Genomic DNA, 26,499 nt, shown 5'->3' on the forward strand with positions numbered 1-26,499 from the left:
CGGGCGCCGAGCGATGGGCTTCATCCCCGACCGCCGCATCGAAGCCGAGGCCACCGAGGCCGCGACCGAGATGATCGAGCGCGCGCGCCGCAACTTCGACGTGGCGCTCGACTTCACCGATGCCAGCATCCGCAAGGTCGAGGCGCTGCTGCAGCAGCTGCACCTGCGCGCGCGCAACGACAAGCCGAGCGAGGCGCAGGTCTTCGACTACGCCAAGGGCCTGGGCAGCTACGTGGGCGAGGTGTTCCGCCGCAACCATGGCGCCGAATGGGGCGTGGTCGCGCTCGGCGACGACAGCTACCCCGGCATGCGCAGCACCCACCGCGAGCAGCTGTTCTGGCCCTGGCGTCGCGCCTACAACCGCATCGTCAACGGCCCCGAGGACAACGTCTGGCACTACTACCAGCTGCTGGTGGAACGCGCGGGCGGCACCCTGGCCGTGCACGACGACGGCATGCCGTCGAACTTCGCGCCGCCGACGATGAACTACGGCCGCGCACGCGCCGCGGCCACCGTGAAGGGCTCGCCGAGCGTGCGCTTCAGTGCGAATGCCATGGGCGGCGTGCCCGGGCGCGCGAAGCGGCCCGCGACATCGGCCGCGCCCGCGCCGGTGCGCAGGCCCTGGTGGAAGTTCTGGTGAGCCTCACACCAGCTTCAGGTCCTTCGGCGTCACGCCGTCGAACACCTTCGCGACCTGCGCGGGCGAGAGCCCGTACATGCGCTGGAACAGCCCGCCGAGCACCGCGCGGTACTCGTTGAGCACCGGATAGTCGCGGTTCTGGAACAGCGTGGCGGCCGTCAGCGCCTGCTGCTCGCCGACCACGCGGCCACCGGCCTGCGCCGAGAGGCCGCCGCCGAGCACCCAGTAGACCGTGCCATGGCCATGGTCGGTGCCCTTGTTGCCGTTCTCGCGGAAGGTGCGGCCGAACTCGCTGATGACCACCACCACGGTCTGGCGCCAGTTCTCGGGCTCCATCTCCTGCGCGAAGGCCGCGAGGCCGCGGCCCAGTTCCTCGAAGCGGTTCGCGAGGTAACCGGTGGCCGCGCCCTGCCCCACGTGGGTGTCCCAGCCGCCGATGTCGACGAAGCCGAGGTCGTAGCGCTCGCGCATCAGCGCGGCCATGCGGCGGGCCACCAACTCGAAGCCCTTTGGCATCATCGCGTTGCGGCTCGCAGCGTCCATCTCGGCCTGTATGGCGCGGCGCACCTCGTCGCGCACCTGGAATCCTTCGGCTACCGGTTGTGCAAGCGAAGTGTTCCGGTACATCGAGGCGATAAGCTGGCTCTGGCGCGCATCGATGGTCGGTCGCGAGCCGCCCGCGAGCGCCATATTGGCGACTTTGGCATCGCCACGCAGCGAGATCGGCAACTGGTCAGTGAAGGCCATTGGCGAGACGTCGGTCAGCGGCCCTGCGCCTAGCACACCCGCGAGGCGGTTGAGGAAACCCGAGCGGTAGTCGCGCCGCCGGTCGAGCGCCTGGCCCAGTTCGATGCCGTCTTGCGTTTCGAAATGGCTGCGCGTGAGGTCGTCGGTGCCGGCGAAGGCGATGAACGCGGCCTGCTTCTGCTGAAACAGGGGCATCACGCTCTGCGCCAGCGATGGATGCAAGCCCCAATCGGCATCGAGCGGCAGCGCGCCGCCGCTGGTGCCCGGTCGTCCGATCGCGATGCCGGGCCGCGAGGCGTAGTAGAAGTCGCTCGAGGTGGGCACCAGCAAGCTGGTGCTGTCGTAGGCACCGCGCAGGAACACGACCAGCAGCTTGGCCCCCTCGGCGGCCGGCGCGGCGATCAGGCGGCCGACGGTGCCGGCCAGTGGCGCGGCGGCGGCGAAACGGAGCAGTTCTCGGCGTTGCATGGGCGTGGTCCTTGTCGGGGTGACCGCTACCGGCGCATCAGCTCCGGGGCGGCCAGCAGCAGCGTGTTCCATTCGGACGGGTTCCTCGCCTGCGCGAGCACCGCCCGCGTGCCGGCGCCGAAGCCAGCCTGCATTTCGCGTACCGTCGACGATTCGGCCAGCGGAGGGAAGGCCGGCTTCTCCAGTGGCGCCCTGGCATCGCTGAGGAACAACACGGCCCCGGTCGCGCCAAGAATGTGAGCGACCTCGAACCGCGTACTCATCTGCCCGGCACTGGACCAAGCAGCCTCATTGAGCGGATAGCCCTCAGGGGTCTCGTGGCCATAAAACAGCTGACCCATGCGGTCGACCCAGTTGAGCATCGGTCCGATATTCGTTACCACGCGGCCATCGTAGGCCAGCCGCACGCCGGCTATCACGTAATGCACTGGATCGCGGAATTTTCGGCTCAGCGAAGCCGCGAATTCGGGCGACTCGAACAGCGTGCGCAACGTGGCGGCGATATTGCCGTCGCTGCGCGTGAAGCTCGCGGCCATGCGCTCGACGAGTGAGTTCGGCGGATCGTCGGCCACGAAGTAGACGGCAAGCTTGCGCGAGAGAAAGCGCGCGGTGGCCGGTGCGCGCGAGAGGCGGTCGAGCGCCTCGTCGACCTCGGCCAGACCACGGCCGCGGATCGGCTCGCTCAGGAGCATCTTGGAGCCGTAGTCGTGGCGGTTGGGATTGAACTCGAACAAGCCTTCGCGCCGATAGTCCGCGGCGATTTCGGCTTTGAGCTTTGGTGGCGGTGCATCGACTGGCTGCAGGCTCACGCCCACACCGGTGAGCACGCGCGCAAGCTCCTGTACATCGTGCTGCGAATAGCCGCCACCGACACCGAGCGTATGGAGCTCCATCAACTCGCGCGCGTAGTTCTCGTTGATGCGATTGGCTGCGTTCTGCGCATTGTCGAGATAACTCAGCATCGCGGGATGGCGCAACGTGGCACCGAGCAGGTCGCGAAAGCGCCCCAGTGCATGTAACCGGATCGCGTTTTCTTCATAGTCGCCGACCAACGCGCGCAAGTCGCCCTTGCGCAGGCTGATATTGAAGTGATTCGTCCAGAACCATGTCATCTGTTCCTGCAACTGGTTTGGCGAGTAGAGCGCGCGCAGCACGAAGCGCTGTCTCGCTTCGGTTGCAAGCCTGTTGAGGTGCTGCTGATAAGCCTGGTTCGCGGCTTTCCTCTGATCCTCGTCGGTCATTGCGCTGGCGACCTTACGTTCGGTGTCAAGCCCGATCGCAAGTTGACTCACTGGCGTGCGCGCAATCTCCATCGCGTCGATCTGCGCCTGGGCCTCGGGCGGCAGCGGCTGCGGTACGGGCTCCAGTTGGCGCCCCATCCACTCCGCCAGGCCCTGCTTCGCGACCTCGGCCTGGCCGCTCGCATTCGCGCCCCAGCTCACGCGGTCGAGCCAGCGCAGCTGGGTCAATGCATCTGGCGGTGCGCCGCGCAATGCGAGCGGCGGGGCATCGGGCCGCGTGCCGAGCGCGCAGCCCGCGAGCCACAGCGCGGCGGCCGCCATCCATGCGCCCTTCGCGAGGCGCGACCGGATCGGAAACGTGTGCATGGTGGGTTCAACCCGCGCCGTCGGTGCGCGGTTGACCCCAGGATGCCAGCGCCGTGTAAAGCCGCGAGTCAGCTTCGTTTCAAGGCGAAACGCCCCCGCGGCCCAAGACGGCTTGACGGTCTCAGGCCGACACCACCCCGCTGGGCTGCGCCCCCGCGATCTGCCGCAGCGCGCGCTCGAACACCTCCACCGGCTGGCCGCCCGAGATCAGGTGCTGGTCGTTGATGATGATCGCGGGCACCGAGTGGATGCCGGCGTCGGTGTACATGCGTTCGCGCGCGCGGGTCTCCGCCGCGTACTCGTCGCTCGCGAGGATCTCGCGTGCCCGCGCCGCATCGAGGCCCGCGGCGGCCGCGAGCCGCACCAGCACCTCGGGGTCGGAAGGATTCTCGGCATCGGTGAAGTAGGCCTTGAGCAGCGACTTCTTCAGCGCGACCTGCTTGGCCGCGTCCTCGAGCTCGGCCCAGTGCAGCAGCCGGTGCGCGTCGAAGGTGTTGTAGATGCGCGGCCGGCCCTCGGGATTGAAGACGAAGCCGACGGCCTCGCCGCGCTGGCGGATGGCCTCGCGCATCTGGGCCTGCTGCTCGCGCGTGGAACCGTACTTCTGGTTCAGGTGCTCGAAGGTGTCCTGGCCCTCGGGCGGCATCTGCGGGTTGAGCTCGAAGGGCTGGAAGTGCAGCTCGGCCGTCACCCCGGGCGCCACGCGGGCGATCGCCGCCTCGAGCGAACCCAGGCCGACGGCGCACCAGGGGCAGGAGACGTCCGAGACGAAATCGATCTTGAGGTGGGAGGAGGATGGGGTCGTCATGGCCGCCATTCTTCCGCGCGGCGGCGGCCTTGTCAGGTGCAAGGTCTTCCGCCGCCCCACCCCTGAGGCGTCAGGCCGTGGCGCGCGCCGCCACCGGGCTCGCGCCCAGGGTCTGGGCCCGCAGGCGGTCGTACTCGGCCTTGTCGACCGGCACCGCATCGGGGTCGCCGAGGTCGTTCATGTGCACGCGGTAGGTCTCGCGCGCGCTCATCGCGGCCAGCGCGGCCAGCACGGTCACGGCGAAGGTGATGCTGCCCACGGTGAGCCAGATGTTGGCCGAGCCCGGAGGCGCCACGGTCGCGAACAGCGCGGGCAGCAGGGCCGTGAAGGTGGTGCCGATGTTCTGTGAGATGGCCATCGCCGACACCCGGTTGCGGGTGCGGAACAGCTCGGGATAGAAGCTCGGGAAGGTGGCGTTGTAGCCCTGGTAGACGATGCCCCACATCAGCAGCGACATGCAGATCGCGAGCGGCACGTTGCGCACGCTGATGGCATAGAGGTAGGCGAACGAGAGCAGGCCCGAGGCCAGCGCGCCGACGATGATCGGCGGCTTGCGGCCGATGCGGTCCGACAGGTTGCCCACGAACGGGATCACCAGCACCGCGAGGATGTTGCCGAGCACCGGGATCCACAGGTAGACGTCCTTCTGGAAGCCGATGCCGTAGGCCGACTGCACCGCGTAAGCGGCGCCGAAGATGGTGGCGACCACCGGGATCACGTTCATCAGCGCCATGCAGACCACGCGCAGCATGTCGGCCCAGCTGTCGGTGAAGGCCTGCACGATCGGCGAGCGCGGCACCTCGCCCTTCTTGTCGGCCTCGGCGAAGGCCGGGGTCTCGTCGACCTCGCGGCGGATGATGTAGCCCGCGATGATGACGACGAAGCTCAGCAGGAAGGGAATGCGCCAGCCCCACGAATTGAAGGCCTCTTCCGGCATGTAGTGCGCAAGCGGCAGGAACACGGCGGCCGCCATGATCTGGCCGGCCTGCACGCCCTGCAAAGTGAAGCTCGCGAAGAAGCCGCGCCGGCCGAAGGGCGCGTGCTCGAGGATCATCGAGCTCGCGCCCGAGATCTCGCCGGCCACCGCGAAGCCCTGGATCAGCCGCAGGATCACCAGCAGCACGGGCGCCGCCAGGCCGATCTGGTCGTAGGTGGGCAGCAGGCCCACGGCCACGGTCGAGAAGCCCATGAGGAACATGCACAGGATCAGCACCTGCTTGCGCCCGTGCGTGTCGCCCCAGTGGCCGAGCACGAAGGCGCCGATGGGCCGCGCGACATAGCCCACGCCGTAGGTCGCGAGCGAGGCGATGATGGCCGTGGTCGGGTCGCCCTTGGGAAAGAAGATCTGCGGAAAGATCAGCGCCGCGGCGGTGGCGTAGATGAAGAAGTCGTAGTACTCGAGCGCCGAGCCGATCCAGCCGCTGGCGGCGGCCTTCTTCGACTGGTGCTTGCCTTGTGGCTCGTGAGCCGTGGTGTTCGCCATGGGTTGTCTCCGGTGTGGACGAGGATGAGCGGGTGAATGAATGAACGAAAAAAAGGGAGATCAGTCCTGGGCCTGCGAGGCCATGCGCGCCGGCGCGTTGAGCGCGCCGTAGGCGTCGTAGCCGCCGATGCGCTGCGCCACCTCGAAGAACAGGCCGTCCTCGAAGCTCTCGGTGTAGATGTGCAGGTAGTCGCCGGCCGGCGAGCGGTCGAACAGCACGCCCGCAGCGCGCATGCGTTCGAGCAGCACGGCATCGAGCGCGATGCGCGTGGCGAGGTCATCGTAGTAGTTGTCCGAGATCGGCACGAAGCGCACGCCGTTGGCGCGCAGCCGCGCCACCGACGCGAAGATGTCGTCGCTGCGCAGCGCCACGTGGTGCACCGCGCCGCCGCCCTGCGCATGCACGGTGCGCGCGGTGCGCGTGCGCTGGCTCAGCGAGACGTTGAGCACGAGCCGCAGGCTGCGCGCGGCATCGGCCACGCCACGGCTCTTGATCAGGCCGAAGGGATCGGCCAGTTCCAGGCTTTCGCCGACCTCGAGCCCGAGCACGGCGCGCGAGAACAGCACCCAGGTGTCGAGCTGGTCGAGCGCGAGGCCGAGCGCGACGTGGTCGATGGCGCGCAGGCCGGCGCCATCGCCCTCCTTTTCGCCCTGCGCTTCGCCGGACTCGAGGATGAAGTCGGCCTCGTAGAGCCCCGTGGCACCGAGCGACGACGGGATGAAATGCAGCAGGTTGCCGCCCGGCACCACGATCGCGGGCACGGCCTGCTCGCCGGGGCCGACCGGGCTGTCGTGCCGCTGCGAGCACAGCGCGCTGGCGCGCGCGACCGCGGCCTGCGGATCGTCGGTGCGCACGCCCAGCGCGCAGACCGAGGTGCCGTGCGCCTCGAAGCGCGTGCGCGCGAAGCTGTGGGGCTGCGCATTCACGACCATGTGGATGTCGCCCTGGCGGTAGAGCGTGACGGCCTTCGAGCGATGGCGGCCCGCGCGGCGAAAGCCCAGTTGCTGCAGCAGCGCACCGAGTGCGCCGGCCGAGGCCTCGTCGGCCGCGAACTCGATGAAGGACAGCCCGCGAAAGGCCGGCGCCTGCGGCGGATCGAACAGCAGCGGCTGCGTCGGCGCAGTGGCCACGCGCTCGCGCACCTGGCTCTCGAGGTACAGCAGCGAGCGCATCGCATCGACCGCGGTACGGCGGTTCGGCGTCTCGCGGAACAGGTCGTTGAAGATCTCGAGCGACAGCGGCCCGGCGTAGCCGGCGCGCAGCACCTGCACGTAGAAGCCCGCCACGTCGAAGTCGCCCTGCCCCGGGAACACGCGATGGTGGCGCGCCCACTGCAGCACGTCCATCGAGAGCTGCGGCGCATCGGCCATCTGCAGGAAGAAGATCTTCTCGCCCGGGATGTCGGCGATGCCGGCCGGGTCGTCGCGCAGCGACAGCGTGTGGAAGCTGTCGAGGATCAGGCCCAGCGCGGGATGGCCGGCGCGCCGCACGAGGTCCCAGGCCTGGCCATAGCGCGACGTGAAGCGGCCCCAGGCCAGCGCCTCGAAGCCCACGCGCAGGCCATGGGCCGCGGCGCGTTCGGCCAGCGCATGCAACTGCGCGGCGGCGCGCGCGGGATCGTCGATGGCGAGCGGCGAGGTGTTCGAGCAGCACAGCATCAGCGGCACGCCCAGCGCGGCCATCAGCTCGAACTTGCGCTCGGCGCGCTCCAGGCCGCGGCGGAACTGCGGCTCAGGCATGCCTTCGAAGTCGCGGAACGGCTGGTAGAGGTCGATCGCGAGGCCCAGGTCGGCCGCGAGGCCGCGCAGCTCGGCGGCCGTGCCCTTGAAGTTGACGAAGTCGCTCTCGAACAGCTCGATGCCGTCGAAGCCCGCGGCCGCGATCGCCTCGAGCTTCTGGCGCAAGGTGCCGCTGAGCGAGACGGTGGCGATCGAGCGGTGCATGCGCCGCGCGGCGCGCTGCGGAAGGTCGGCGGAGGGCTGGAGCGTGTTCACGGGAGCGACTTTAGGAACGCCGGCCCGTGCCCACAACCATTTAGCGCCGCCTTTGATCGATGATCGAACGCTATCGTACGAATTTCGCACGAATCAGGGGTTACACCTAGGTCCGATGGACCGCCGATGACCCCGTCGAATCAGAGACTGCGCCAGTAATCGATCAGCAGCTGCGCGAATTCGACCGGCCGCTCGACCGCGCTCACATGGGCCGCATCGATGCTGGCGAGCCGCGCGTGGGGGATCGCGGCGGCGATGGCTTCCGACATCGCGAACGGCGTGGCCTCGTCCTGCAGGCCGCCGATCACCAGCGTGGGCACCGCGATGCGGCGGTTGCTGTCGCGGAAATCGATGGCCGCCACCGCGTTGCAGCTCTCGATGTAGGCCTGCGGATCGTTGGCCAGCAGCACCGCCTGCAGCTGCTCGGCGGCCACCCGGCCCTCTGGCGTGGCGGCGAAGGCCGGTGTGAGCCAGCGCGACACCGCGCCCGGCGCGATCGCGGCCACGCCACGCGCGGCCACGGTCTCGGCGCGCGCGCGCCAGGGTGCCTGGTCGGGATAGTGGGCCGAGGAGTTCGCGATGGTCACGGTGCGCAGCAGCTCGGGATGGCGCACGGCCAGCGCCTGCGCCGTCATGCCGCCCATCGACAGGCCGACGAAGTGCACCGGCTCGCCGCCGGCCTCGCGCTGGATCAGCTCGGCCGCGTCCTGCGCCAGTGTCTCGATGCGCAAAGCGCCCGGCACGCGCTCGGAGGCGCCGTGGTTGCGGTGGTCGTAGCGCAGCACGGTGTGGGCACGCGCGAGCTGCGCGGCCACGCCGTCCCACATGCGGAGGTCGCAGCCGAGCGCATGGCTCAGCACGACGATCGGGCCATTGCCTTCGCGGACGAGGTTCAGACGGGTCATGGTGCGGGTTCCTTCGAGAGGGGATGAAGACGGGGAAGCCAGAAGAAGGCGATGGCCAGCAGCGAGCAGGCGGCGGCGACCATGGGGATCACCATCGGCCACGCGCCGTTCGAATAGTCGGCATCGACGAACAGCGCGGCGAACTGCCCGACGCAGAAGGCGACCATCATCATGCCGAAGCCAGACCACGAGACGGCGCGGCCCGCGAGCTGCGGCAGGTCGCCCACCGCGCCGGCCTGGCCGCAGGGCTGGTGGATGCCGTGGCCCAGGCAATAGACCGCGTGGCCCGCGAGCAGCGGCACGGCGCTCAGCGGCGCGAGCCAGCAGCCCAGCGCCTGGATCGTGGCGCCCGCCATGCTCAGCGAGGCGCCCAGTTGCACGGTGCGCACCGGCCCGTGGCGGCGCAGCAGCCGGCGGCACATGGTGGTGCTGAAGATGTAGACCAGCGAACCGCCGGCCGGGATCCAGCCGTACCAGGCGGGCGACCAGCCGAGGTAGCCGATGTAGACCATCGGCGACAGCAGCAGGAAGCAGAACAGCCCGCCATAGGTCGAGGCCGCCACCGAGGCCCAGGCACGGAAGGCGCGGCTCGCGAACACCACGCGCGTGCTGCCACGCGGTGCCGAGGGCGTGTCGACGAAGGTCGGCCGGGTCTCGCCGAAGGAGCGCCAGCACAGCGCGAACAGCACCAGCGCATAGAGCGCCATCGCGCCCATCACCCAGCGCCAGCCCGCGCCCTGCACCAGCCAGGCGCCGAGCAGCGGCGCCACCAGCCCGACCACGCCCAGCCCCGTGAGACCGCGCGCCATCACGTGCGGTCCCTCGTGGGCCGGATAGAGATCGCGCACCGCGGCGCGCGCGCAGACCAGGATCGCCGCCATCGAGAAGCCCTGCAAGGTGCGCCAGCCGGCCAGCATGAACACGCTGCCCGCGAAGGCGCCGCCCAGCGCGGCCAGCGCATAGCAGCCCAGGCCCGCCAGCAGCACCGGCCGGCGGCCGAAGCGGTCGGCCAGCGGTCCGCACAGCAGTTGCGCGAAGCCGAAGGCCAGCACGAACAGCGTGAGGCTGGTGCTGGCCGAACCGAGTTCCCTGGCGATCGCGGGCAGCGCCGGCAGGTAGCTGTCGGTGGCCACCGGCTGGGCCGCGAGCAGCAACGGCAGCAGCAGCGCGAAGCCGGCGTGCCAGCCACCTTGTCGCTGTCCTCGTGGTGCTTGCGGCCCCTGCGGCGCGCTCACTGCGCCGCCGCAGGCAGCAGGCCCTTCTCGCGCAGGATGCCGGTGGCGATGCCGAAGGCGTGGTTGGCGACCGGCACGCCGCAGTAGATGGCGGCCATCATGATCACTTCCTTGATGTCCTCGGGCGTGAGCCGCGACTCGGGCGGACCGTCGAGCGCCGCGCGCACGTGCATCGCGAATTCCTCGTAGGCGTGGATGCCGAGCATCATCGACAGCACCATGTAGCGGCGCGTCTTGTCGCCCAGCGCGGGGCGGCCCCAGATGTCGTTCCACGCATGGCGCGTGATCAGCTCCTGGAACTCGGCATTGAAGCCGTTGCGGTTGGCCAGCGAGCGGTCGACCCAGGCATCGCCGAGCACGCGGCGGCGGTTGAGCAGGCCCGATTCGTAGTCGTCGGCGGGGGTGTCGGAAGAGGAAGTCATGTCAGGGAATCCTTGTTCGTGTGTTCTTGCGAATCTCAGATGGCCGGCAGCCGTGCGCGCAGTGCCTTCACCTCGGCCAGCGCGATCTCGCCGGCGCGCACGGCCAGCGCGGGATCGAACCATTCGTCGGCCGCGTCGCGCGGCAGCTCGGCGCGCAGCCGGTCGATGTTGGCGCGCATGCGCGCGGCATCCACCTGCAGGCCCGGCAGCGCCGCGGCCATGGCGCGCACGCTGCCGTGCGCCGACATCAGCAGCTGCGGCCATTCGCCGAGCTCGGCCTGCCAGGCGCCAAGGGCGCGCTCATGCTGCTGCGGCATGGCGCCGAGCAAGGCCGCCACGCGCTGCGGCGCGCGATGCGCGGCGGCGATCGCCACCATCGACGCCACCGGGTTGCGCTTGTGCGGCATGGCCGACGAGCCGCCGCGCCCGGGCTCGCTGGGCTCGGCCACCTCGGCCACCTCGTACTGGCCCAGCAGCGAGACGTCGACCGCGATCTTGCCGAGGCTGCCCGTCAGCAGGCCGAGCTCGCAGCCCAGCGCCACCCATTCGTCGCGCTGCGTGTGCCAGGTCGCGCCGGGATCGGCGAGCCCCAGTTCCTTCGCCATGCGCGCGCGCACTGCGCCCGCCTGCGGCCCCATCTGCGCCAGCGTGCCGACCGCGCCGCCGAGCTGCAACTGCAGCGCATGGCGCGCGGCCTCGCGCAGCCGCAGGCGGCCGCGCACCAGCGGCGCGGCCCAGCCCGCGCACTTGAAGCCGAAGCTGGTGACCGAAGCCGGCTGCATCAATGTGCGCGCGAGCATCGGCGTGGCGGCATGCTGCACCGCGAGCTGCAGCAGCGCCTCGGCCGCCTTCGCGAGGTCGGTCTCGATCAGCGCCACCGCCTCGCGCGTGACCAGCGACATCGCGCTGTCGATCACGTCCTGGCTGGTGCTGCCGAAATGCACGAAGGGCGCGGCCTCGGCATTGAAGAGCCCGACCGCCTCGCGCAGCGCCTTCACCAGCGGGATCGCCACGCTGCCCGCGCGGCCGCTCTCGCGCACGATCTTGGCGACGTCGAACAGCTCGACCTTGCAGCTGCCGACGATCGAGTGCGCCGCGCTCTCGGGGATCAGCCCCTCGGCCGCCTGCGCGCGCGCGAGCGCGGCCTCGAAGCGCAGCATCGCGTCGACGAAGGCGCGGTCGCTGAAGGCGCCCAGGGTTTCGGAAGTGGAGAGGAAGCCTTCGAAGATGCTCATGGTGTTCTTGTCGTGGGGATGTCAGTACTGGAGCTTCGCGCTGGCGCGCAGCTCGTCGGCCGTGGCGCTGCCGAAGCCGAAGAACTCGAGATAGGCCGGGATCATCTCGAACAGCATGTCGGTGCCGACCTGCACCGCGCAGCCCTTGGCGCGCGCGGCCTCGAGCAGCGGCGTGTACTCGGTCTTCATCACGACCTCGCCGACGAAGGTGCCGGCATCGATGCGCTCGATGTCGAAGGGCAGCGGATCGTCGGCCTTCATGCCCAGCGGCGTGGCATTGACGATCACGTCGAAGCCCGCCGGGTCCTTCGAGCCGGTGGCCACCTTCAGTTGCGGATAGTGTTCACGCAGCCGCCCTGCGAGCGCCTCGGCCGAAGCCGCATGCGCATCGAACAGCATCAGCTCGGCCGCGCCGGCCGCCGCGATCGACGCCGCGATGGCCGAGCCCACGCCGCCCGCGCCCGATACCAGCACGCGCGTGCCCCGAAAAGGCCGGCCCTTGCGCTCCACCCCGCGCACGAAGCCCGCGCCGTCGAACTGGTCGCCCAGCAGCGTGCCGTCGGGCCGCTTGAGGATCGCGTTGCAGGCGCCCGCGATGCGCGCGGTGGGCGTGACCTCGTCGACCAGCGACATCGTCGTGACCTTGTGCGGCATCGTCACCAGCGCGCCGCGCAGGTTGCTGAAGCGGAAGATCTGCGCGAGCGAGGCCGCGTAGTCCTCGGGCTTCACGCCCATCGGCACCACCACCGCGTCGATGCCCTGCTTCTCGAACCAGGGGTTGTAGATCATCGGGGCCTTGAAGGCCTCGGTGGGATAGCCCAGGTGGGCGATGAGCGTGGTCTTGCCGGAAATCATGCGCGAAGCCAAATAAAAAAAGGGGTTCAGGCCGCGCCGTAGCGCAACGGCGTGGCGATCTCGGCGCGCATCGCGTCGGGATAGACGATCTCGCGCAGGAAGTCCGAATCGGCACGCAGCGCCGCGGCCGCATCGGCATGGCCGAAGTAGTCGAAGTAGTGCGGCATCTGCTGGATCAGCATCTCGAAGCCGGCCTGCGCGTTGAGGCCGCGTGCCCGGGCCGCGCGCACCAGCGCCGTGGGCTGGTTGCGCAGCAGGATGTCGAACAGGGCAGCGTGGCCGTCCATGCGCGCCACGTCGACCGGCGCTGCATCGTCGTCGGTCAGGCCCAGCGGCGTGGCATTGACGACCAGGTCGTAACCCTCGGGCGCGTTGCTGTCCACCGCCACCACGCGGGCGTCGAAGAAGGCATCGAGCTTGGCGGCCACGCCCGCGGCCTTGCCCGCGGAGCTGTCGTAGAACGCGATGTACTCGGCCCCATCGACCGTGCCGCCCTCGGCCAGCGCCACGCCGATGGCCGCGGCGCTCACGCCCGCGCCGAGGATCAGCACGCGCTTGCCGCGAAACGGGATCGCGAAGCGGTCGAGCGCGCCGATCAGGCCTTCGCCGTCGAACAGGTCGCCCTCGAGCTGGCCGGCCTCGGTACGGCGCACCACGTTGACCGACCCGGCCACGCGGCCGAACAGGCCCGCGCCCTCGAGCAGGTCGACCACCAGCGGCTTGTGCGGCGGCGCGATCACCATGCCGCGCACATTGCGCGCGAGAAAGGCCGACTTGAAGAACACCGCGAAGTCGCGCACGGGCACCTGCATCGGCAGCAGCACCGCGTCGATGCCGAAGCGCTCGAAGGCGGCGTTGAACATGCGTGGCAGCCGCACGTTGCGCACCGGGTCGCCGGGAATCAGGTAGGCCTGGGTGCTGCCGCTGATGGGGAGGCTCATGGGCGTCTTTCCGTTCGTCAATCGCTCGTTTCGAGGCTGGATGCCCGGCTTTATAGTCCTTTCGCTCGGAGCCTGCTGACTCCAAACCACCATTTCGTTCGATGATCGATCTTTCAAGATCGTCAATCGTTCAAACCTAGGGTTTTTGCTCACCCATCGAGCACTGCGGTTGGGCGGCGGCGCAGGCACACTCCTCGGTCATGAGCAACGACGACCCACCCGCATCGCCCGGCCTCGACAAGCGCGACTGGATCGCCGGCCTGGAGCGCGGCGTGAGCATCATCGAGGCCTTCGACGACGCCAATCCGCGCCTTACGGCGAGCCAGGCCGGCCAGCGCACGAACATGACGCGCACGGCCGCGCGCCGCTACCTGCTGACCCTGCAGCACATGGGCTACGTGGCGAGCGACGGCAAGCTGTTCTGGCTCACGCCGCGCGTGCTGCGGCTGGGCCAGTCGTACCTCGAATCGGCGCGGCTGCCGCGCGTGGTGCAGCCCTTCCTGCAGCGCGTGGCCGCGGGCACCAACGAGATCGCCTACCTCAGCGTGATGGACGGCGACGAGGTGGTCTACATCGCGCGCAACGGCCCCAACCGCAGCATGAGCACCGGCTACGTGCTCGGCGCGCGCGTGCCCGCGCAGGTCACCGCCTCAGGCATGCTGATGCTCGCGCTGCGCGGCGACACCGAACTCAACGAGTGGCTCGCCAAGCGCCAGCTCACCGTCTTCACCTCGCACACCATCGCCAGCATGGAGCGCATGAAGCTCGAGCTCGCGCGCATCCGCGCCCAGGGCTGGGCGCTGTCCGAGCAGCAGCTCGACCTCAACTCGCGCGGCATCGCGGTGCCGCTGCGCGACCGCCACGGCACGCTGGTGGGCGCGCTCAACATCACGATGCCGATGGGGCATGAGAGCTCGGAGGACGCGGTGGCGCGGGTGTTGCCGGTGTTGCGGGAGACGGCGCAGGCGATGCGCAACTTGATCTAGATCGCTGCCCGCAGCGCGCGCCGCGAGCTGCTCACGCCGGTCAGCACCTCCTGCCCCGCACTCTCCGCGCAGTAATCCAACGCCTGCCGCAACGCCGTATCCACACTGCGCAGCGACAGATCAAAGCGCGCCGCCGCCTCCTGCCGTGTCATCTCATTGATACGCAGCGCAATCAGCACCGACCGATGCCGACGCGGCAACCGCTCCATCGCACGCTCGACCGCCGCCACATCGGAGCGCGCTTCCGCGATCGACTCGGGCCCAGGCGCCCGGTCCACCAATTCATCGAGCGCAACCTGCTCCTCCCCCGCGTACTGCCACGGCCGATGGTTGCGCAGCCGGTCCACGGCAAGGTTGCTGGCCATGCGGTGGATGTAGGCCAGCGGGTTCTGCACGTCGTGCGCCAGGCCCAGGTCGCCCAGCCGCATCCAGGCCTCGTGCAGGCATTCGCTCGCGAGGTCGGGGCAGCCCAGGTGGCGCAGCAGCCGGCGCCGCAGGTGCTCGTAGTTCGCGACCAGGATGGCCTGCAAGGCGGCGCAACGCGGCGCGGGATCGGACGGCTCGCCGCATGAAGCGTCGTCCAAGGAATGGTCTGCAGTGCGGCACGGGATGTTCAGGCTCATGGCGGATCCGTCTCGGTGTGCATCGGCGGGCGAAAAGAAGCACGCTGCCGCCCCGCCCCCCGGTTCGCGGGAGGCGGGACGCAGGCGCCGGATGGCGTGGGGCCTAGCGGCCCTGCAAGGCGCGGCGTTCCTCGTCGGTCAGCCGTGCCACCTGCCGGGCATCGAACTGCCGGCCGTTGCCCACGAGCTGCACGGGGTTCGCGGGGTCGTAGCGCATCGCGCTGTCGCCCGCGCGCGGCGGCGGGTTGCGGCTGCCGCCTTCGGCCGGCTCGTTGCCGAAGCCGAGCACGCGCACGGTGAACACCGAGGGCAGGGCCTGGCGCGCCGCGGTGCGGTCGCGCTGCAGGCTCTCCTGCGCGGCCACCGCGGCCTGGGCCGCGGCCGCGCTGGCATTGGTCAGCGCGCCGACGTTCACGGCCGCGACCACCGGCAGGCCCTTGGTCTCGCCCTTGACCTGGATGTTGTCGGCGTTGAGCACCTGCAGCGCGGCGATGTTGAGATTGCCCGCCACGCGCAGGCCGGCATCGCCGGCATTCACGGTGCCGTTGGGCGCGACCAGGTCGACGTCGCCGTCGCCCACGGTGCCGATGCCGCTGCCGCTCATGTCCGACTTCTCACGCACCACGGTCACGCCGTCGAGGTCGGTGACGACCTCGGGCGCGGAGGGCACGCGCAGGGTCTTCGCGCCGCGGCCGGCATCGATGTTGCCGACGGTGGACCAGATGATCTGGTCGCTGCCCTGCTTCGTCACCTCGGGCACGAAGGACAGGATGCGCGACTGGTTCACCGTGACGTCGTCCTTGGCGAAGATGTCGATGTGGCCCGAGGCCAGCGTGACCAGGCCGTAGCCGGCCGGCACGGTGGCGCCGAGCGCCGCCACCTGCAGCCCGCCGCCGGGCGTGAGCACGTTGATGTCGCCGCCGGCCATGGTGCGCAGCATCAAGGTGTTGGCCGCCACGTCGCCCTTCCAGTCCTTGCCCGGAAACAGCGTGTCGATCGCCGCATAGCCGCGGTTGTAGCCGCCGTTGCGCGGCAGGCCGCCCGTGCCCGGTTCGTTCTGGTCGCGGCCCGCCTCGCGCAACTCGAGCAGGAAGGCCTGGCGCAGGAACTGCTGGCGCGCGGGCTCGGGCAGGGCCTGGAAGCGGGTCCAGGCATCTAGCGGCGCGAGCGTCTCGCCGGTCATGTCCAACATGTACGACACGAGACCGCGGCGCACGGTCTTCTCCTGCCCGCCGGGGCGCGTCTCGAGCTGGTCCACCAGATAGATCGGCACCTGCGTGCCGTCGGGCGCGCGGGTCTTGAGGTAGTCGGGCATCGAGGCCACGCGGGCCGGATCGAGGTAGGCCGCGGCGAAGGCGTCGTAGCCCACGGCGCCGTTCAGTCCGGCCATGACGGTGATCGCGGCGCTGTTGGCCGGCAGGCCGTTGATCTGCGTATCGGGCTGCGGCCGGTTGTTCCGGTCGTAGCGCTGGTTGCCCACCGTGCGCACCTGCAGGTTGTCGGCGTACACGTCGCGCCCGGCCGCGAGCGTCAGCGTGCCCGGTCCCTGCATCTCGATGTTGCCGGTCAGGCTGTTGCTGATGGCGTTCTCGCGCTCGATCGGATCGACCCGCACCGTGGCCAGGATGTCGTTGCCCGCCTCCAGCAAGGTGGTGTCGGAGGCGCGCAGGTTGCGCCCCGCCACGCGCACGCCGCGGATGTCCTTGCCCGCGCGCACCCAGGTCTGCTCGTTGGCCTTGAGGTCGAGCCCGAAGATCGAACCCTCCGCGGCATAGATGCGGCTGGGCTCGTAGTCGCCGGCCAGCGGCAGCACCGAGGGATTGCTCACGCTGCGCAGGTACGGGTCCTTGATGAAGGAGGCACCCGACCAGTTGATCCAGTTGTCGAGCATGTCCTCCATGTTCATCTGGCTGAAGGGCGAGCCGGCACCGGCGGGCATGGTCGGCGAGGGCATCATCGCCGGCGTGGCATAGGCCATCGCGAGCGGCGCCGCGAAGCGGATGTCGTTCTGCGCGGCCAGCGAGACGTCGTTGGTGGTGCCCGGCAGCACGTACAGCGGTCCTTCGATCGACAGCCCGCCGTTGAGCGCGACCGCCGACAGCCGCGCCGGATAGCGGTTGCCGCCGAAGCCGACCAGCGTGTCCTTGTCGTTGCTGCGCAATTGCACGTCGCGGAAGATGAACTCCTGGCGGTTGACGAAGTGGATGTCGCCGCCGGTGGAGACCAGCTTCAGCGCGCTGCGGTCGGTGTAGCCGCTCATGTAGGCGCCGTAGTTGAGTACCTGCCCATCGGCGCGCAGGCCCTCGCCGTAGGTGACCAGCAGCGGGTCGACCACCGTCTGCAGCACCAGGTCGCCCGCGGTGCGCAGGCTCAGCGTGGCATCGCCGAGCGCGAGCACCGGCGCCACGCCGTAGCTGGTGCGCGTGATGCCGCCCATGCTGTCGTCGCGGCTCAGGGTCACCGTGCGGCCCACCGCGGTCTCGCCCGCGCGGATCTCGCCCGCGCCGCGCGCGACGTAGTACTGGCCGCCGCGGATCGCGCCGCCGGCCTCGACCTGCATGGCGCCGCCGTTGCGCATCTCGACGGTCATCGCCTCGCCCGCCGAGAGCCCGCCGCGCACGCGCATGTTGGTGGGCAGCGCGACCAGCAGGTTGCGCAGGTCGCCGCCGGCATGGACCGCCACGTTGCCGCCGCCGAGCGCGCCCACGCCCTGCTGGAAGCGGCCGTAGTCGATCCACCAGCTCGACTGCTCGGTCGGATGGATCACGGGCCCGTACACGCCGTCGGGGCCCACGGCGTTTTCGCCGTTGGTATACGGGCCGAAGTAGCGCTGCGCGTTCAGCGTGCCCTGCCGGTTGAGCCACTCGGTGAAACGCTGCCCCGCGGGCGCGGCGTCGATGCTGCCCTGCACGCCGATATCGAGGTTGCCGCCGTCGATGCCGTAGCTCGCCTTCGGGTTGGCGGTGGTGAAGTCGCTCCACACCGTCGTGTCCCTGCGGCCCGCGGTGTAGATCGCCGATTCCTTGTGCGCCAGCGTGAGGTCGCGCCCCGCGCGCACCTCGAGGTCGCCGGTGCCGGTGCGCACCAGCTTGGCGGCGCCGTTGTCGGGCGCGGGATCGCTGTCGCTCGGCTGCGCGGTGTTGGCGGTGCCGATCACGATCGAGCCCTTGCCCGCGGCCTGCGCGGCCAGCGGCCGCAGTGCCAGCGCATTGGCCGAGTCGAGGTCGCCGCCGGCCACCAGCCGCAGGTTCCACGAGGCGCCGGGCTGCAGCACGCCACTGCGGTCCGCCGCGTCGAAGCCGTCGCTCAGGTGGCCGTTGATCAGCAGGTTGCCGCCAGCGCGCAGGGTCAGCGTGCCGTCGCGCGCGCCCGGCAGATCGGCGAACAGGTTCCAGTCGCCATTGAGCGCCAGGTCGCCGGCGCTGCGGATCTCGATGCCCGGCATGACCGCGAGCCCGGTGCCCAGCCGCCCGGCGATCGCACCGGCGGCGGCGCTGAAGCGGCGCGCATCGGCGATCGCCTCGGCCTTGACCGCATCGACCGTGCCGTCCTGCGCCTCGTAGCGGCTGGTGCCCTCGAGCACCGCCGAGCGCGCGCCCGTGACCGCGACGTCGAGCGCGCCGACCTCGATCTCGTCGTGGCCCGCGTTCTGCCGCGCGCGCAGGCGCACCTTGCCGCCCTCGTTGCCCGCCACGTCGATCTGGCCGCCGCGCAGCTCGAGCCGGCCGCCGGCCGCCTCGAGCGTGACGCGGCCGCTGCCGAGTTCGCCGGTCGCGCCGGCCAGCAGCTTCGCGCCGTCGCGCATCGCCACGCCGTTGCCGCCGGTGATGCGGATCGAGCCGCCATAGGCCGAGCGCGCGTCCACGGTGCCGGCGATGTCGATGCTGCCGCGGTCGGCGGTGAGGCCGAAGTCCTCGACCGTCGTGAGCCCGCCGAGCACCACGTCGCCCTGGCGGATGCGGAACTGGCGCGAGCGGTTGAAGCCGGCGTCGTTGAGCCGCTGGCTGAAGCCCGCGAAGTCGGGCAGCGCCTCGATGTCGAGCGAGAAGCTGCCGGCCTTGCCGCCGGCACCGGCCTGCGCGGCGATGGTGCCGTCGAGCACCACGGTGCCGCCGTTCGATGCGGCCAGGCCCAGGGTGCCGGCGCTGCCGCCGCCCGCGTGCGCCGCGAGGCCGAGCCGGCTGCCGGCCTCGAGCCGGACGTCGCCGCCCACGGCCGACAGGTCGATGCGGCCCGCGTCGGCGTACTCGGCCAGGTCGAAGAAGCGCTTGGCGAAACCGCCCACGTCGATCAGCGCGCCCTCGCCCACCACCAGGTGGCCGCCGGTCGCCGTCATGCCGATGCTGCCGCCGAGCGCGACCGCGCGGCCGCCGAAGTCGATGCTCCTGCCGCTCAGCGTCAGGCGCGCGCCCAGGCTGTCCTGCAGGTCCGAAGGCGTGGCCGTCCCCGCGCCGCCGCCCGTCACGCGCAGCGCGCCCTGGGTGGCGATGGTCTGGGCCGCGCCGCCGCGGCCGGTCAAGAGCGGCGTGGCCAGGGTCAGCGCCGCGGCGCCGGTGTCCACCGCGCCCGCGCCCTCGCCGACGATCTGGTCGCGGCCCGCCAGCGTGACCGACCCGAAGCCGGCGAAGTCCTTGCGGCCCGCGCCCAGCACCAGCGTGTCCGCATCGAGCGTGAAGGCGCCGTTGCCGGTGCCGCTGCCGCCCGTGCCGCCGCCGCTGTTGATCAGCGTGACCGCATCGCCGCGGATCGTCACGTCGCCCATGCCGCGGCCGACGAAGGCGGCGCCGTCGAAGGTCAGCGAATGCAGGCCGGCCGCGCCGAGGTCGAGCGAGCCGTAGAAGTCGAAGTCCGAATAGCTGCGCAGGGTCAGGCGCTGCGAATTGGCGAGCTGCGCCAGCGCGCCGCTGTCGAGCACCATGCCCTCGGTGCCACCGCCGAAGCCGATGCGGCCGGCCGACACCGACAGGTCGGCGCCGGCGATCCGCGCCGAGCTCGCGAGCTCGGTGGTGCGCGTCGCGTCGATCAGCAGCGCGGCGCCGCCGTCGACCAGCGCGCCCGCGCCGATCGTCACCAGGCCGCCGCGCGTGGTGTCCACGTTCTGGCGCAGCACCTGCACCGCGTCGCCGGTGGCCAGGCGCACCAGCGCGCCCCAGTCCTTCGTCGGCGAGGTGAGCACGTCGTCGGCCGTATCCCTGGCGTCGATCACGCCGTCGCCGTTGTCGTCGAGGTTGCCGTCGGGGTCGGTGTAGACCGCCGGCGCCTTCGGCTTCATCACCAGGTTGCCCGAGCCGCGGCCGCCCGCGCCCTTGGCGCGCACCCGGCTGCCGCCCTCGATCGCCACCTGCTCGCTGGCCGCGAGGATGATCTCGGGCCCGCTGAGCTCGGAGCCCTCGCCGTTGCGCACCACGATGTCGGTGGCCGTCACGTCGATCTCGAGGCCGAGCGCATTGCCCTGGCGCTTGCCGCCCACCAGCAGGCTGCCGGCGCCGAAGTTCGACAGGCTCGTCGAATCGATCACGAGGTAGCCGTCGGCCTGCAGGCTGGCCGCGTCCAGGCCGGCGCCGACGATCGCGATCTTGCCGCCCGCGATGTCGACCAGCCCGCCGCGCCCGCCCGCGTCGGGCGCCGAGCGCAGCGTGCCGTCGAGCGTGAGCCGCTTGCCGGCATCGAACACCACGGCGCCGCCGTCGCGCGGCAGCCGCGGCGTGACGACGTTCTGGCCGGTCAGCCGGTACTGCGTGAGCTTGAAGGCCTCGGACGAGAAGAAGTCGTTGGCCGTGGCCTCGTTGTATTCGGTGTACTTGCGCAGCGTGTCGCCCGACATCACGCGCCAGGCCGAGGCCTGCGCGTCCTGCTGGCCGCTGTAGGCATTGCCGCCGCGGCCCTGCATCACCAGGCTGCCGTCCGAGGCCAGCGTGGCCGGCGCCAGCGCGCCGCCCCAGGCCTTGCCGGTCGCCTGCACCGCGAAGGCGCCGGGCAAGAGCGCATAGCGCGCCGGCAGCAGGGTGTACCAGCCGGCCGCCAGGCCCGGCCCGCCCGCGAGCCAGACGCGCTGGCCCGCTTCGGCGGCGCTCGCCGGCGCGGCGGCGGTCTGCCCCGGCAGGATCGCGTAGGTACCGGGCCGGTTCAGCACGTCGTGCGAGCCGCCGGGGCCGGGCACGAACTCCCAGGCATAGAGGTCGCCGCCGCCCGTGATGTCCACCGTCGCGCCGCGCGCCAGCGCCACGTCGGGCGACTTCAGCGTGATCCGCTTCTCGGGCGGCGCGCTCAGCGAGCCTCCCGAGGGATTGGCCGCGTCCACCGCCTTGGTGGGATCGTGCCAGTGCTCGTCGTTGAGCAAGGTGCCGTAGGGCACGACCACGCCGGCGCCCGACACCGAAGTGAGGCTGTTGGCGCCCAGCGCGAGGCGCTCGCTCGCGGCCAGTTCGATCTGGCCATGCGGCGCGCGCAGCACGCCGTCCTGCGCGATCGTCGGCGCCTCCAGCCGCAAGGTGCCGCCGGCCGACAGCGGCGCGTCGCCCGGCTCGCCGAACCGCTCGACGGCGATCGAACCGGTGGCGCGGATCACGCCGGTCATGGCCGTGCTCGGATAGACCTGGCCGGCCGCGAGCACCAGCTGCCCGTCGACGTCGAGGTTCAACTGCAACCGGGTGTCGTCGTTGATCTGATCGGGCAGCGCGCCGCCGATGCGGATCTCGCCGGCCTCGAGCCGCGTGCGGCCGAAGCCGCCGATGCGCACGGTGCCTTCGGGCGACACGCCCGCCTCGTTGCCCGAGACGATCTCGATCAACTGGCCCGCGAGCTTCAGCTCGCCCTTGGCATCGGGCACCTCGGCCACGAGCGAGGCCGAGGCCGGCCCCGGCACGGTCAGCAGCGTGAGGTGCGGCGCGCTCAGCGACGACGAGGTGTCGGCGTGCCCGAGGATCCGGCCCTGCAGCGAGATGGCGCGGCCCATCCTGATGTGCGCGTCGTCGAGGCGGATCGGCCCCTGCGAGGAATTCACCAGCGCGAGGTCGGCGAAGCCGCCGTTCGCGAAGGACTGCGGGCGCAGCGTCAGCGCGAAGGCCTGGCCCGGCTTCTGCAGGATCTCGCGCAGCAGCTCGCCGCCGAACAGGGTGTCGCGGAACAGGTCGAGCGTGGCCGGCGTCAGCCCGAACTGCGCCGGGTCGAGCGCCCCGACCGGGCCGGGCGCCGGCAGGCGGTCGGACAGCACCAGCTCCTTGCTCTGCGCCAGGTGCGCCAGCAGGCTCGACGGAATGATCATCGTGCCGTCGACCTCGTAGCCGAAGCTGCGCAGGCCCGGCGCCCAGTCGTAGTCCAGGCCCTGGCGCCAGTTGTTGCAGGCGCCGTCGACGAAGAAGCCGAAGCAGTCCGGGTCCTGCAGCGTCTGGCTCAGGCGCTCCAGCGGCGAGCCGCCGGGCGCGGCGGGCACGTCCATGTTGATCCGGATGCGCCCGCCGATGCCGCCGGGGCCGCCCGCGTTGCCCACCAGCGTGCTCTCGATCAGGCCCTGGCCCTTGACCTGGATCAGGCCGCCGTCGCTGTCGAGCCGGATCTTCGGCGTCGCCTTCGGCAGCTGCGTGCCGGTGCGGCCGGTGTCGGCCACGCCGTCGATCTCGCCGGTGGCGCCCGACACATCGATCAGCGCGCCCTTCTCGAGCTGCACCTCGCCGGCCTGGATGTCGACCGAGCCGCCGTCGCGCACCTCGCCCACCTGGCGGCCGCGGTTGTCGAGGTAGGTCAGCGGCACGCCGCGCGCCAGCAGTTCGCCGCCGGCCTGCAACGTGACCTTGCCGCCCGACAGCGAGATGCTGCCGGCCGGCGCGTCGAGCCGGCCGGCCACGTCGATGGTGCCCAGCTCGCCGCCGGCACCGAGCGACAGGTTGCCGCCGATGTCGGTGCGCACCACCGCGCCCGCCCCGATCGAGATCGGTCCGTTGGTGGTGCCCAGCGACAGCGCGGTGGGCTTGCGCGCCGCGCGCTCCTCGGGCCGCAGCACGCCGATCGGCGCGGCATCGGCCAGGCTGGCACCGCCGGGCAGGTGGCGCCAGTCGAAGTTCGTGAGATCGAGGCTCGACGCCTGCTGCGACACCGTCACGCCCTCGGGCACCACGATGCCGCCCTCGCCGCGCACCGAGACCGTGACGCGGCCGAAGCCGCGCTCGCCGTAGAGCGTGGGCGGCAGCAGCGTCACGAGCGGCTTGCCGGTCTCGGGATCGGTGGGCGCGCTGCCACCGATCTGCACCGGCGAGAACACGTCGAGCATCAGGCTGCCCGCGGAACCGGCCGCGAAGGCGCGCAGGTTCAGCGCGCCCAGGTCCAGCTCGGGCGTCACGCCCACCAGCGTGACCGAACCCGCATTGCCCGCGCGCAGCGAGGGCAGGCCGTTCTTCACGACATCGACGCGGCCGCCGCCCGAGACGTCGAGGACCGCCGCCGGGTCGGCCGCGATCTTCCCCACGCTGATCGAGATCGCGCCGCCATCGATGGCCCAGGCGCCGCTGCCCGGGCCTTCGCGCCAGGTGTTGAGCCACTGGCCGCTGGCATCGAGCCGGCCCTGCGCGCCGATCTCGAGCGCGCCGTTGCTCGACGACAGGCCGATGCGCCCGCCCGGCGTGCGGATCTGGCCGAAGATGCGGATGTCCCGGGTCGAGCCCTCGGTGCCCGCCACCGTCAGCGAGGCGCCCGGCGACAGCTGCAGCTTCGCGCCGGCCGCGAGCTCGAAGTCGCCGTTGATGGTGTTCAGCACGATGCTGCCCATGCCCGAATTGCCGAGCATGTCGTCCGACAGGAAGCTCAGCTTGCGCGAGCCCTGTTCGTCGGGCTTGAGTTGCACGTAGAAATCGTCGCCGAGCGTGGTGAGCGCGCCGAAGTCCTTCGCCAGCCGCTTCGGATCGTGGCTCACGATGATCGTGCCCGGCGACCAGGGCCGGCCGTCGGGCGTGTTCTCGCCGAGCTCGACGCGGCCGCCGAGGCTGGCCGCGGCCTTGGCCTGCGGCCGGTCGCCCGCCACCACGCCGCCGAGCATGTCGCCCTCGAGCACCATCGCGTCGCCCGCGTAGATGCGCAGGTCGCCGGCCTTGCGGCCCTCGGTGTAGCCCGCTTCCTTGTAGTTGGCGCCGATCAGCGGCGAGCGCCAGTTCTCCTTCACGCCCCAGCGCGCATGCTCGCTCGCGAACTCGCCGGCGATGCCGGTGTAGGTGATGTCGGGCAGCGCCTTGTCCATGGTGTGCACGCGGCCGTCGGCGCCCATGAGCTTGGTCGCGGTGTTCATGCCGTCGGAATAGCGCACCGAGCCGCCCGACACGTCGAGCACCGAGCCCGCGCGCGTGATCACCGCGCCGCCCGCGCGCAGGTTGATGCTGCCCGCGCTGGCCGACAGCTCGGCGAGGTCGGTCTTGCCGACACCGACCCAGCCCGACACGTCGGCCAGCGGCGTGCCGACCCAGGCGCCCGGCACCAGCGTCTTGCCGTCGGGCCCGGTCACCCACTGCACGCCCGACATCGGGCCGGCGTCGAACAGGCCGTTGGCGCGCCGGTCGACGATCACCTTCTTGCCGCGCAGCCAGGAGTCGAGCAGCAGCGGCGAATCGCGCAGCTCGTTGATGCGCAGCTCGGCCTCGACGAAGTTGCGCGACATGTCGACCTGCATGCCCTGCAGTCCGGCCACGCTCAGGAAGGCGTCGCTGTCGATGTAGATGCGGCTGGCGTCGCCGAGGCTGCCGGGCTTGAAGTACGGCAGTTGCGTGAACAGCGGGTTGACCGCCGACTCGGCCGCGATGCTGCCCGCGGGCACCAGCACGCCCGCCTTCGGCCGCACGTCGATCAGTTGGCCGTACAGGGCCACGCGGCCCGGCTGGTAGCGCGTGACCAGCGCCGAGGCCTCGATCTCGCTGCGGTCGCCCGCATCGGGCAGCACCTGGGTGATGCTGCCCTCGCCCAGCGTGAGCGTGCCGGCCGACCAGTTGATCAGGTCGTTGACGCCGTCCGAGTACATGTGCGTGCCCAGGCCCCAGGCGCGCAGCAGGATCGAGCCGTTGCGGTTGTTGAGCGCCGTGGTCGAGGCCAGCACGCCCGACTGCCTCACGTCCTGCGCCTGCAGCGTGATGTTGCCGCGGTCGGACTGCACGGTGCCGGTGTTCACCACCTCGTAGCCCACCGACTTGGCGCGCGCCGCCATCTCGGGCATCACCACGTCGCGCAGGCTGTTGACGAAGTTCGCGTCGCCATACACCGGCACGAGCTTCAGCGCGCCCTGCACCTGCCCGCCGGTGAAGGCCCAGCCCGGCACGGCCGACACGGCCACGTCGAGGCCGCGCGGCGCATTCGGGTCCTGCGTCGAGGGCGTCTTCAGGTAGACGTTCTCGCCGGCCGCGAGGATCACCTGGCCGTCGGGCGCCGTGATGTGGCCCGCGTTGCGCACCTTGGGCGCGAACAGCATGACCTTGCCGCCCGACTCGACCGCCAGCCGCGCGCCGGCGTCCACGCGCACCTCGCCCGGCGCCGCGCCGGGATCGAAGCGGTCCACGCCGCCCATGCGGTCGGGCGCGCCGCCCTCGCCGGGCACGAAGCCCGACGGGCCGAAGACCTCGGGCTTGATCGACGTGAACAGGCCGAACTGGGGAATCGCGAAGTCGTTGCCCTGGCCGTCGAACTTCTGCTGGTTGTTGATGCCGAGGTTGAACTGCTTGTCCGACAGCGCGAGGCTCGAGGCGATCAGCGAGCGCGTGTTGACCTGGCTGGTGCCGTTGAAGACGATGCCGTTGCGGTTGATCAGGTAGACCGAGCCGTCGGCCTTGATCTGGCCCGCGATCTGGCTCGGCCGGCCGCTCGGATCGTTGATGCGGTTCAACGCGATCCATGCATTGCTGCCGTCGGGCTTCGCCCCGCCCTTCTGGTCGAACTGCACCGTGGTGTTGCGGCCCACGTTGAAGCTCTCCCAGTTGAGGATCGCCTTGTCCGCGGTCTGCTGGATATTGACCTGCGTGCGTCCGCCCGCGGCCGTCTGCACCGGCGCGTTGGCATTGAGCCAGCCGGCGGTGAGGCTGTTGGTGTCGACCGCGAGCCCGCCGGGCGCGAGGCCGTCTGGGATGTCGCTGCCGTCGTTCTGCGCCGCCTGGCGCGCGGCCGCCTGTGCCGCCTGCTGGGCGGCGATGGTGCGCGCCGCCATGTCGAGGTTGCCGATCGAGCGCCGCAGCTCGTCGCTGGCACGCTGCTGCCCGGCCGGGTTCGTCAGCATCGACGCGGGCATGCCGTTGGGCAGCCGGCCCGTGGCCGTGGCCGCGCCCTGCACGGCGGTCTTGTTGGCGAACCAGGCGCCGCTGAAGGCGCGCTGCGCCTGCGCGTCGATGAGCGCGCCGTTGGCGACCAGCGTCACGGCGATGGCGCGCGCGATCGGTGCCATGCGGAAGCGCCGCCGGGCCGGCTGGTTGGTCGATGGGTGGGGGGTGCCCAGGGATCCGCGTGTGCTCATGAGAAGTGCTTGCCCGAAAGTGAAGGTCGTGGAGTTCCGAGCACCGTGGGCGGTGCGCTGAATTTCCGGTGCGCTA

At 71.0% G+C, this 26,499-nt stretch carries 15 protein-coding genes; 2 read left to right on the forward strand and 13 right to left on the reverse strand.

Annotation, left to right across the window (positions count from 1 at the left end; translation table 11 throughout):
* Positions 1-13: 13 nt before the first annotated feature.
* A complete protein-coding gene (locus R0232_RS21840) occupies positions 14-640 on the forward strand; it encodes a hypothetical protein (protein ID WP_431509393.1) in 627 nt (208 codons plus the stop codon).
* A 3-nt stretch (positions 641-643) separates the two neighbouring features.
* On the opposite strand, the gene R0232_RS21845 is transcribed toward R0232_RS21840, so the two are convergent.
* The 11 genes from R0232_RS21845 to R0232_RS21895 form a co-directional block, all read right to left on the reverse strand.
* Positions 644-1,855, reverse strand: a complete 1,212-nt coding sequence (locus tag R0232_RS21845) for a DUF1501 domain-containing protein (protein ID WP_431509394.1) — start codon at positions 1,853-1,855, stop codon at positions 644-646.
* Between the two features lie 26 nt (positions 1,856-1,881).
* Positions 1,882-3,462, reverse strand: a complete 1,581-nt coding sequence (locus R0232_RS21850) for a DUF1800 domain-containing protein (RefSeq protein ID WP_281077676.1) — start codon at positions 3,460-3,462, stop codon at positions 1,882-1,884.
* Between the two features lie 121 nt (positions 3,463-3,583).
* Entirely contained in the window at positions 3,584-4,279 is a 696-nt protein-coding gene (locus R0232_RS21855; protein WP_431509395.1) for a DsbA family oxidoreductase, read from the reverse strand.
* Between the two features lie 61 nt (positions 4,280-4,340).
* Positions 4,341-5,753, reverse strand: a complete 1,413-nt coding sequence (locus tag R0232_RS21860) for an MFS transporter (protein WP_208509885.1) — start codon at positions 5,751-5,753, stop codon at positions 4,341-4,343.
* A 60-nt stretch (positions 5,754-5,813) separates the two neighbouring features.
* Positions 5,814-7,697, reverse strand: a complete 1,884-nt coding sequence (locus R0232_RS21865) for a bifunctional sugar phosphate isomerase/epimerase/4-hydroxyphenylpyruvate dioxygenase family protein (RefSeq protein WP_431512920.1) — start codon at positions 7,695-7,697, stop codon at positions 5,814-5,816.
* 191 nt (positions 7,698-7,888) lie between these two features.
* Positions 7,889-8,653: an alpha/beta fold hydrolase gene (locus R0232_RS21870; protein ID WP_431509396.1), complete on the reverse strand. Its 765-nt coding sequence runs from the start codon at positions 8,651-8,653 to the stop codon at positions 7,889-7,891.
* On the reverse strand, positions 8,650-9,819 hold the full coding sequence (locus R0232_RS21875) for an MFS transporter (protein ID WP_431512921.1): 1,170 nt from the start codon (positions 9,817-9,819) through the stop codon (positions 8,650-8,652). Before R0232_RS21875 ends, R0232_RS21870 begins: the two co-directional genes overlap by 4 nt.
* A gap of 65 nt (positions 9,820-9,884) precedes the next feature.
* Positions 9,885-10,310 (reverse strand): carboxymuconolactone decarboxylase family protein, encoded by a 426-nt coding sequence (locus tag R0232_RS21880; RefSeq protein WP_431509397.1) that lies wholly within the window; start codon positions 10,308-10,310, stop codon positions 9,885-9,887.
* A 35-nt stretch (positions 10,311-10,345) separates the two neighbouring features.
* Positions 10,346-11,545 carry a 3-carboxy-cis,cis-muconate cycloisomerase gene (gene pcaB, locus R0232_RS21885; RefSeq protein ID WP_431509398.1) on the reverse strand — a complete coding sequence of 400 codons (1,200 nt, stop codon included), beginning with the start codon at positions 11,543-11,545 and terminating at the stop codon, positions 10,346-10,348.
* A 21-nt stretch (positions 11,546-11,566) separates the two neighbouring features.
* Positions 11,567-12,400, reverse strand: a complete 834-nt coding sequence (locus R0232_RS21890) for a shikimate dehydrogenase family protein (RefSeq protein ID WP_431509399.1) — start codon at positions 12,398-12,400, stop codon at positions 11,567-11,569.
* A 26-nt stretch (positions 12,401-12,426) separates the two neighbouring features.
* Entirely contained in the window at positions 12,427-13,341 is a 915-nt protein-coding gene (locus R0232_RS21895) for a shikimate dehydrogenase family protein (protein WP_431509400.1), read from the reverse strand.
* Between the two features lie 200 nt (positions 13,342-13,541).
* On the opposite strand from R0232_RS21895, the gene R0232_RS21900 reads away from it, so the two are divergent.
* On the forward strand, positions 13,542-14,327 hold the full coding sequence (locus tag R0232_RS21900; RefSeq protein WP_431509401.1) for an IclR family transcriptional regulator domain-containing protein: 786 nt from the start codon (positions 13,542-13,544) through the stop codon (positions 14,325-14,327).
* Here the strand turns inward: R0232_RS21900 and R0232_RS21905 are convergent.
* Together R0232_RS21905 and R0232_RS21910 are read right to left on the reverse strand one after the other, a co-directional pair.
* Complete coding sequence (locus R0232_RS21905; protein ID WP_431509402.1) at positions 14,324-14,950, reverse strand: RNA polymerase sigma factor; 627 nt, start codon at positions 14,948-14,950, stop codon at positions 14,324-14,326. The genes R0232_RS21900 and R0232_RS21905 overlap by 4 nt on opposite strands.
* A gap of 103 nt (positions 14,951-15,053) precedes the next feature.
* Positions 15,054-26,423, reverse strand: a complete 11,370-nt coding sequence (locus R0232_RS21910; protein ID WP_431509403.1) for a filamentous haemagglutinin family protein — start codon at positions 26,421-26,423, stop codon at positions 15,054-15,056.
* Positions 26,424-26,499 lie beyond the last annotated feature (76 nt).

The sequence above is a fragment of the Variovorax sp. DAIF25 genome, from assembly GCF_050711835.1.
GTDB lineage: Bacteria > Pseudomonadota > Gammaproteobacteria > Burkholderiales > Burkholderiaceae_C > Variovorax.

Coding starts and splice junctions, on each gene's coding strand:
- R0232_RS21840 (WP_431509393.1), top strand. CDS start 14: ATGGGCTTCATCCCCGACCGCCGCATCGAAGCCGAGGCCACCGAGGCC.
- R0232_RS21850 (WP_281077676.1), bottom strand. CDS start 3,462: ATGCACACGTTTCCGATCCGGTCGCGCCTCGCGAAGGGCGCATGGATG.
- R0232_RS21870 (WP_431509396.1), bottom strand. CDS start 8,653: ATGACCCGTCTGAACCTCGTCCGCGAAGGCAATGGCCCGATCGTCGTG.
- R0232_RS21855 (WP_431509395.1), bottom strand. CDS start 4,279: ATGGCGGCCATGACGACCCCATCCTCCTCCCACCTCAAGATCGATTTC.
- R0232_RS21905 (WP_431509402.1), bottom strand. CDS start 14,950: ATGAGCCTGAACATCCCGTGCCGCACTGCAGACCATTCCTTGGACGAC.
- R0232_RS21880 (WP_431509397.1), bottom strand. CDS start 10,310: ATGACTTCCTCTTCCGACACCCCCGCCGACGACTACGAATCGGGCCTG.
- R0232_RS21895 (WP_431509400.1), bottom strand. CDS start 13,341: ATGAGCCTCCCCATCAGCGGCAGCACCCAGGCCTACCTGATTCCCGGC.
- R0232_RS21860 (WP_208509885.1), bottom strand. CDS start 5,753: ATGGCGAACACCACGGCTCACGAGCCACAAGGCAAGCACCAGTCGAAG.
- R0232_RS21865 (WP_431512920.1), bottom strand. CDS start 7,697: ATGCACCGCTCGATCGCCACCGTCTCGCTCAGCGGCACCTTGCGCCAG.
- R0232_RS21845 (WP_431509394.1), bottom strand. CDS start 1,855: ATGCAACGCCGAGAACTGCTCCGTTTCGCCGCCGCCGCGCCACTGGCC.
- R0232_RS21910 (WP_431509403.1), bottom strand. CDS start 26,423: ATGAGCACACGCGGATCCCTGGGCACCCCCCACCCATCGACCAACCAG.
- R0232_RS21890 (WP_431509399.1), bottom strand. CDS start 12,400: ATGATTTCCGGCAAGACCACGCTCATCGCCCACCTGGGCTATCCCACC.
- pcaB (WP_431509398.1), bottom strand. CDS start 11,545: ATGAGCATCTTCGAAGGCTTCCTCTCCACTTCCGAAACCCTGGGCGCC.
- R0232_RS21900 (WP_431509401.1), top strand. CDS start 13,542: ATGAGCAACGACGACCCACCCGCATCGCCCGGCCTCGACAAGCGCGAC.